This is a genomic window from Paenibacillus sp. HGF5 (genome assembly GCF_000204455.1).
GTDB lineage: Bacteria > Bacillota > Bacilli > Paenibacillales > Paenibacillaceae > Paenibacillus_AQ > Paenibacillus_AQ lautus_A.
Genome location: NZ_AEXS01000060.1, coordinates 1 through 7,680, shown reverse-complemented (window position 1 = coordinate 7,680; position 7,680 = coordinate 1). Strand labels below are relative to the sequence as shown.

Here is a 7,680-nt window from a genome sequence, read left to right as displayed (position 1 = left end):
TTAACGTCCGCGGTCTCCTTGCTGGAGGTTCCAACCTCGTATGTCATGGACCGCTGGCATTGGGGACGCACCAAAGCCGTTGTGGTTATCAGCGCACTGGTTCTGCTGGTCGGCTTACCCTCCGCGTTGTCATTCGGCATCGTGCCCGGGCTTACCGATATCGGCGGCAAAAATTTCTTTGATTGGCTGGATTTCATCACATCCAACATTCTGCTTCCGGTCGGGGGCCTGATCACCACCCTCTTTGCGGGATACTTCTGGAAGAAGGCGGCAGATGCCGCTGGTCTGAAAGCAGGCTGGTTCCGGGTATGGCTGTTCATGCTCCGTTATATTGCGCCGGTTCTCGTATTTCTGGTGCTGCTTCATACCACGGGGCTTATCACATTCGAATAATCATGCTCTCGGCAGCCCCTTGGCCCTTCCCGGCCCAGGAGGCTGCCTTTTCTATGGACTTGGCCACCGGACGGCCGCAGATGGACCGAACACTTGCAGATTGGCACACCTTCGATGAAGCGGATCATATACTATCCTAAAAGGAGGTGTTTTCTCTCCATGCCGATTCAATTGTTGGACATGCGTCTATCCGTCCATATGCCGATGCGGGCCAGCGATAGTGAACCCATCGATATTTCCGAGCCGCTCCTTATCGGAGATATCGGACTTCAAACCATCCCGGCGCTTGGAACGGTCAACGTCACGGACGTGCGCGTATGGCTGTCCGGCACGGTATCCTTGTTACGTCCGGCCACAACCGAGGCAGCGCCTTCTTCCATGACTCTATTGATTGAGCGAGACGGCAGCGGAACGCCGGGTTCCGGAACGATCATTTACGAGCAGCTCGTCGATCCCGGGAACCTCTCGTTCAATATGTTTCCCATCTCCCTGACGGCCGGTGATACCCCTCCCGCCACGGTCGTTAACCAAGGATTGATCCGGTATACTCTCTATATAGTCTCCCCCGGCGAAAATTCACTGCTGCTCAGCGGTCCGGTCTCCTTCAGCGGCATTGCGGTCGCCGGATCCGGTTGAGGGAAGTTTGAACGGCAAGAAGGTCTTCCCCGGTTCGCTTTGGGAAAGACCTTTTTTAATTGGACCTAATGGCCGGTACCGACGACAGCCAGCGCTATCGATCGAACCGTTTACGGCTGTACACCGCGGCAGCTGCAACGATGGAGATGACCGTCCACCCTGCACAGATCAGCAGATCCTGGGTCATTTCGCTGATAGCGGCACCTTGGCTGACGCTGCCCATCACATCGATAAACTTCTGCGTAGGCAAGTAATTCACGATGCTCATGATCCATTCATTGCCTAACATGGGAGCGAACATCGGGCCCATAACGAAGACAATCAGTACCGGCAAACCGATAATGGAGGACTCCTGTACGGTACGAGACATCAAGCCGATGATTAAACCAAGCGCAATGAACATGATGAGCGAGACGAGAATCAGCAGGGACGGAATTCCCCAGTTGACCTCCGGCACCTCCGAAACGGCCACCGAAGCGATCACCGCGATCAGGGTCAATACGAAAGTGAGGAAGCTTTTGCCCATCAGAATCTCGGTAGTGCTCGCAGGCGAGAGCATCAATACGCGCAGGGTATGCTTTTCCTTCTCTTCGGCCACCATCATCGCCAGCACGAATGCGCCTGTCATCGATAAGGCGAGTAATATCGGAAAGCTCAGGATCATCATGTCATCGCCCTTTGTCCCGTCGCTCCCCATCTTGCTGAACAGGAAGGCAAACATGATCGGCATTCCCATCATCAACAGAATTTGCGGGTTACGGATACTATCTTTCCACTCTTTGTTTATTATGGCTTGCAGTCTTTTCATGGAAAATGTCATTGCAATTCCCTCCCGGTCATTTTTACGAAAATATCGCCTAACGTCGGTTCATTGGAATGGATCGATAACAGCCTGCCTTCCTGAATCCATTGTCCGATGCGCCGCGCGCTCTCTTCATTCTGCTGCAGCACCCGCTTGCCCTCGCCCTTCACCAGCACCGTCATCGATTGATCGGCATGCGCCAGGCGCAGCTGCTGCGGGGTATCGATCGCTTTGATCACGCCATCATGGATAAAGGCCACGCGATCACAGAGGCTCTCCGCTTCCATCATATTGTGGGTGGTCAGAAAAATGGTGGTTCCTTCCCGATTCAATTTCCGCAGGCCCTCATGAATATGAAGGGTGTTAACCGGGTCCAACGCTGACGTCGGCTCGTCCAGGAATAGCAGATCCGGCTTGTGAAGAATAGCACGTGCCAGCATCACTCGCTGTTTCATCCCTTTGGAGAGCTTTTTCACCATCGTCTGACGATCATTGGCCAGATTAACCTCTTCCAGCACCTCGGCAATCCGTTTCGATTCCACGTCATACAGCCTGCAGAACAGTTCCAGGTTGTCTTGAATGGTGAGTCTTTCATATAATGCGCTGTTATCGGTCAGTATGCCGATCCGGCGCTTATGGCTGGCATCGTTCATTTTATGTATAGGTTGACCAAACACCTTCACGGTGCCAGAGGTTGGCAGCAATTGGGAAGTCAGGATCTTCACCGTCGTTGTTTTGCCCGATCCGCTTGGACCCAGGAATCCGAATATTTCGCCTTGATGAACATTAAATTGGATATGCTGTAGCGCGCTCTTGTTTCCGAACGCTTTCAGCAGCTGATTGACTTCAATGATTGGTTGCACGTTTGATCCATCCCTTCGGGTTGTCGTTGTCGCCTTACACCCTTCATGTTAAGGTAACGTCGAAAACACCGCATTATAATAGGGATGAAAGGAGGATATCCGCCATTGAAGCCTGCGATATCAGCTGTGAACGGAGCAAACATTCGGATGAATGCAACGCAAATCAAATGCCAATGATCTTTTTTAACTCATCGTATTTGCCTTTGGATAACGGGATGGAGCTCTTGGAATGGTCGTCCAGAATTAAACTGTAGCTGTTCCGTGTCCATGTGATGACTTCGCGGACCTTCTGCAGGTTCACCAGGTACGAGCGGTGACAGCGATAGAACCCGAACCCCTTGAGTCGCTCTTCCAGATCGCTTAACGACATGGAGCAGGCATAGACCCCTTGGAGAACATGAAGATTCGCGACGCCTTCATGGCTCTCGATATAATCAATTTCTGTCGGATCAAACAGAATCAGCTTGTCCCCCACCTTGGCCGGAATCTTCTCGAAGCGTACGGGCTGGACGAAGGCCGGCACTTGAGCTCCCATGGGAACCGGTTGCGCTGCAGCCCTGGCTTCATCAACGGATTCTGAAGAATGCGATTGATCAGATAAAGCGCTTAGCTGGGCGGATTTCAGCGCAGCTTCGTTGGATTCCGTTTCTGTTGCGGTCTTAGGCGCAGTTAACGGAACCCGTGCTCCTGTTTCTTGAGATACAGTCTCCGTGGCAGCCTCAGCGGGCACCCTATTTTCATTCCGGGAATCTGCTGCGGTATAACGTCTTTCCTGCTCCTCGGCCTCTATTGAATGGAATGACTCTTGATCTCCATCCTTATCGCCAAGGGGCTCGAGTTCTTCTTCCGCCGTCTCCAGCTTTTTGAACCCGGCATGGCTATATAGATACACATCATTGGTTATCGATATGGCCTGCTCCAGCACCAGGGTCGTGATGACGATCGCTTTGCCTTCCTCCATCAGAGCCGGTATCAGATTACGAATGATATAACTAGTCTCTAAATCGACATTTTGCTCCGGGTCTTCCATGAACAAAACCTGCGGATTATGTATGAGTGCACGTGCAATGGACAATCGGCGCAATTCCGACGGCGTCAACTGCGACACCCGGCTATTTTGCTTCTCGGTTAGTCCTAACCGCTGCAATAACAACTCCATGTCCGGCTTCGTCTCATAGAGCCGAGCATAAAAATGGAGAAATTCACGGACCTTCAGACGCTCGTATGCCGCATCCGATAACAGCTGAATCCCTATTTTTTCTCTAAAACTCCGAGTATGATCCGGTGTCAGCGCCTCTCCCTGAATCCAGATGGAACCCTCCGATATCGGTGTCTGCCCGATCATGGCGAGCAGCAATTGATGTCCTAATTCGTGATTGCACTGAATGACGACGCATTGACCTGCGCTCACCTCAAGGTTGATGTGTGGAATTAATACGGTACTGCCGGATGTCTTCTGCACGTGTCGTAGCTGTACTGCGTTCATCTGATTTTGTATCCCCCTAGATTGTTGATTCAACAGTCCTATTTTAATGGAATGATTTGGATGAAACTACTATTTATTTCGGATCATTCGCTAGCAGATGCTATTTCCCGAGAAATAATGACAAGGGATAACCATAAATGAAACAAAAAGGGACTTCTAATTTCAGAAGTCCAGGTTTCTTTGCTTTACATATTAAGTCAATAAATACATTTAATTTACATAAAATTGACCATCAACTTGTCTTCATAATCACTCCTGTTTCTGCAGGAATATCTTTTTTTTTGATCCGTAACTTTAATTGACCTGTTAGCCATTGCTCTATAAATTGATAGGATAGATGCGAAACAACAATGGATAAGAAAAGGGATAAGACTGCATACATCGCAAAAGACAAAGATGAACTGCCAATCATACTACTAAGTTTAGGAACGAAGATTTTTAACGCAAACATAACCATCGTATGCCACATGTACAAGCTATAACTGATCCTGCCTAAATAAATCATAAAACCGGTACGAAGAACGCGAGATAATAACCCATATTCCTTAATGATTGGAATAAACAACAGGAAGCTTAACAGGAGAGCAACAGCGATTGGCACAGTAAATATATGATAAGCGACATACATGAGAATGAAACATATCAATCCATTGAAATAAAAAATCTTATTAGGCTTCGACCTATTTCGCAGCTTATTTTGACATATAAAGAGCAGAACACCTACTGCAAAAAACAAGAAATTACTGTGATAAACCACAATGACTATGCTCAACCCGATGACTAAAGCATACAGAACCCATTTTGAAACTACAGAAAGTCTCTCATTACGATAAACAAACCAAGCCAAGCCCGCAATAATATAAAAAAACAACTCATAACTTAATGACCATGCAACAATTTGCGCGATAGGCAAAGGAATAATGCCGGGAAGTAACAGTGCATTCGTTATGAAGTTAGTAATATAATCTACGAATCCAATGCCATCCATCCATTTGTATCCGATAAAGGGACCTACAGCGAAAATAATGATGTGGATCGTAATAAACACGGGATAGATACGCCAAATACGATTAAGAGCAAATTGCCCCAATGTTCGCTTGTTCAACAGACTTTGCGTAATTAATAATCCACTGATCACGAAAAATAAGTTAACTGAGATAGGTCCGGCATAGTTGATCCAATACAGAGGGGATTCCTTTGCAACCTCCGGCAGATATCCTTCTAGTATGGCTGAACCGAATATATGATAGATAATGACAGATAATGCAAGCAGACCTCTAAGCCCTGTCAAAGATTGGTTTGTACCTTTCATTTCTAATTCCTTTTCAAAAAATGGAAGTATGACTCCGTCCGAAAGATTCGTGTTCAACGGTATCGCCTTAATTATTACTTCTATTGATTAGTTTAGCAAGAATAAAAACAATGGTCACAAGTAAAAGCTCAACTGGTGAATTCTCGTATACCAATGTTCACAGCATCGCCTGAAGCCGGACGATAGCCTGCGCCCGATCGACAACCTCCAGTTTACTGTAGAGATTACTAATGTAATTACGGGCTGTGCCTTCCGCAATGTGCAGCATATCTGCGATTTCCCGGTTGTTCAACCCTTGGACCATCAGTCTCGCCAGTTCTTCTTCCCTTTCGGTCAACCGGATCCGATCCAACCGATTTTTTCGCAAACCAGAATGCCCTTCTGACATTCTGTTCATTCTTGCCGCCAATTTAGCGGCAACCGGAGCAGGAAGAATGAACTGTCCCGCAATCGTATCCCGAATCGATGCAATCATTTTATCCGCATCCATATCCTTTAGCATGTATCCGTTCGCTCCGTGCGCCATTCCTTCTACGATGTAATCCGTCTCAATGAACGTAGTCAAAATAAGAATAAAGATGTCCGGATGGCTCTGTTTTATATGCTTCAGCGCTTGGATTCCATCCATGACGGGCATTTGAATATCGAGCAGTACAAGTCTGGGTTGGAGGGCATCCGCCAATTCACAAGCCTCTTCCCCGTTCTTGGCTACCCCTACGACCTCCATGTCGTCTTCCAGATCCAGTATCGTCCGTAGCCCTTCGCGTGTTAACAGCTGGTCGTCAGCCACTACAATCGTGATTTTTTCCATTCCTTTTCCCCAATCCATTGCTTTTGGTAAGGCAAATTAATCAGAAGCAGACAACCTTGATCAGGTCTGGAATCCACCGTCAAGCTGCCTCCCAATTGTTCAACGCGTTCTCTCATTGTTTTCAGTCCAAAACCATTAACGATTGTGCGAGCCCCGATACCTTGGTCTTGAAGCCTGAACTCAAGCTCCGACCCCACGAGCATCAGATTAAAATGGAACACCTTGCTTCCACCATGTCGTATTCCGTTAGTTAATCCCTCCTGCAGCGCATGATAGATCGTCTTCTTACATGCTGCAGACAACCATTCGGGCAAATCATGGATAGACGCATGGATGGTAACTCCCGCGTTTCGCTCTGTATCCCGGATTAACTCCTGAAGCATATTGGGAAGATGGGCATACTTGTCCTCCTTTAACATGTGTACCGAGCCCCGGATTTCATTGAGGCTGTGGCGCACCAAATCCTGTGCCTCGTTCAGCCGCTGAACCCCGGCTTGCATATCCTTATGAAGCAGCCTTTTGCCTGCTTCAATCTGCAGAATCGTCGAAGTAAGCGTATGCCCAACAATGTCATGAATTTCTTGCGCGATACGATTCCGTTCCTCATATACAGAGGCCTCAGCCAGTGCGGCCGATGTTTCCCTCATCGATTGCTCCAGACTTCGCGTTCGCTCTTCCACTTGAAGCTCCAAATTTTCCTTCAAATATTGAATCCCGGTATACAGCTTGGCATTTTTGATCGAAATTGCGCATTGAGAGCCTAGCAATTTCAATATATCGAGCCGCTGGGGCGTAAATACGCTTCTCGATAATTTATTTTCCATATATAGAACGCACGTCAGTTGATTCTGATGGATAATCGGTAGACACAGCACCGATTTCAACCCTTTGTTCCTGACATACGTATTGCGTACAAACATTCCTTCATTAGATGCGTCATGGAGAACAATGACCTCCTGCGTTCTGGCTGCATAACCGACAATGGGGGCAGGTACGATTTCGGATTCCTCCCCCAACGGCACGGACTCGATCCGGATATCCGCTGATGTGCCCCAAGCCTCAATCGTCCATTTACCCTCATCGTCGAAAATAACCGCCCCATACTCCGCGCCCGCATTGTGCAGCATAATCCGCATCAGCGAATCCAACAGCCGACTCATCTCCACTTCGCCCGATAAAGCCTGGGCGGACATCATGACAGAGAGCGTATCCACGCGTTCCAATCCAGACTCAGGCCTCAATTGCAGCAGATGAGGGTGCTCCTGCTTAAGGACCGCAGCCTTCGCCAAAGCCCCCCACTGCACGTAAGCTTCATAAGCCTCCGTCATATATATTCTGGCCAGACGCTGCTTGCCTTGACGCAAGCCATATTTGCCG

7 protein-coding genes and 1 pseudogene are annotated in these 7,680 nt (G+C 48.3%); 2 read left to right on the top strand and 6 right to left on the bottom strand.

The features are described 5' to 3' along the window. A pseudogene (locus tag HMPREF9412_RS09760) lies at positions 1 to 393 on the top strand (sodium-dependent transporter); the annotation flags it as partial. A gap of 159 nt (positions 394 to 552) precedes the next feature. Next, positions 553 to 1,029, top strand: coding sequence for a hypothetical protein (locus HMPREF9412_RS09755; protein ID WP_009591296.1), 477 nt, complete (start codon positions 553 to 555; stop codon positions 1,027 to 1,029). Between the two features lie 94 nt (positions 1,030 to 1,123). Here HMPREF9412_RS09755 and HMPREF9412_RS09750 read toward each other — a convergent pair whose 3' ends face one another. The 6 genes from HMPREF9412_RS09750 to HMPREF9412_RS09725 all read right to left on the bottom strand — a co-directional run. Beyond that, a complete protein-coding gene (locus HMPREF9412_RS09750) occupies positions 1,124 to 1,849 on the bottom strand; it encodes an ABC transporter permease (RefSeq protein WP_009591301.1) in 726 nt (241 codons plus the stop codon). Beyond that, entirely contained in the window at positions 1,846 to 2,694 is an 849-nt protein-coding gene (locus HMPREF9412_RS09745; protein ID WP_009591298.1) for an ABC transporter ATP-binding protein, read from the bottom strand. Before HMPREF9412_RS09745 ends, HMPREF9412_RS09750 begins: the two co-directional genes overlap by 4 nt. A gap of 163 nt (positions 2,695 to 2,857) precedes the next feature. Further along, positions 2,858 to 4,180 (bottom strand): LytTR family transcriptional regulator DNA-binding domain-containing protein, encoded by a 1,323-nt coding sequence (locus HMPREF9412_RS33645; RefSeq protein WP_036671808.1) that lies wholly within the window; start codon positions 4,178 to 4,180, stop codon positions 2,858 to 2,860. Between the two features lie 232 nt (positions 4,181 to 4,412). Next, positions 4,413 to 5,549 carry an acyltransferase family protein gene (locus tag HMPREF9412_RS09735; protein WP_139083919.1) on the bottom strand — a complete coding sequence of 379 codons (1,137 nt, stop codon included), beginning with the start codon at positions 5,547 to 5,549 and terminating at the stop codon, positions 4,413 to 4,415. 100 nt (positions 5,550 to 5,649) lie between these two features. Beyond that, on the bottom strand, positions 5,650 to 6,303 hold the full coding sequence (locus HMPREF9412_RS09730; RefSeq protein ID WP_036671807.1) for a response regulator: 654 nt from the start codon (positions 6,301 to 6,303) through the stop codon (positions 5,650 to 5,652). Then, positions 6,282 to 7,680, bottom strand: a 1,399-nt coding sequence (locus HMPREF9412_RS09725) for a GAF domain-containing sensor histidine kinase (RefSeq protein ID WP_009591303.1), incomplete at its 5' end; no start/stop codon positions are given. The genes HMPREF9412_RS09725 and HMPREF9412_RS09730, both read right to left, overlap by 22 nt.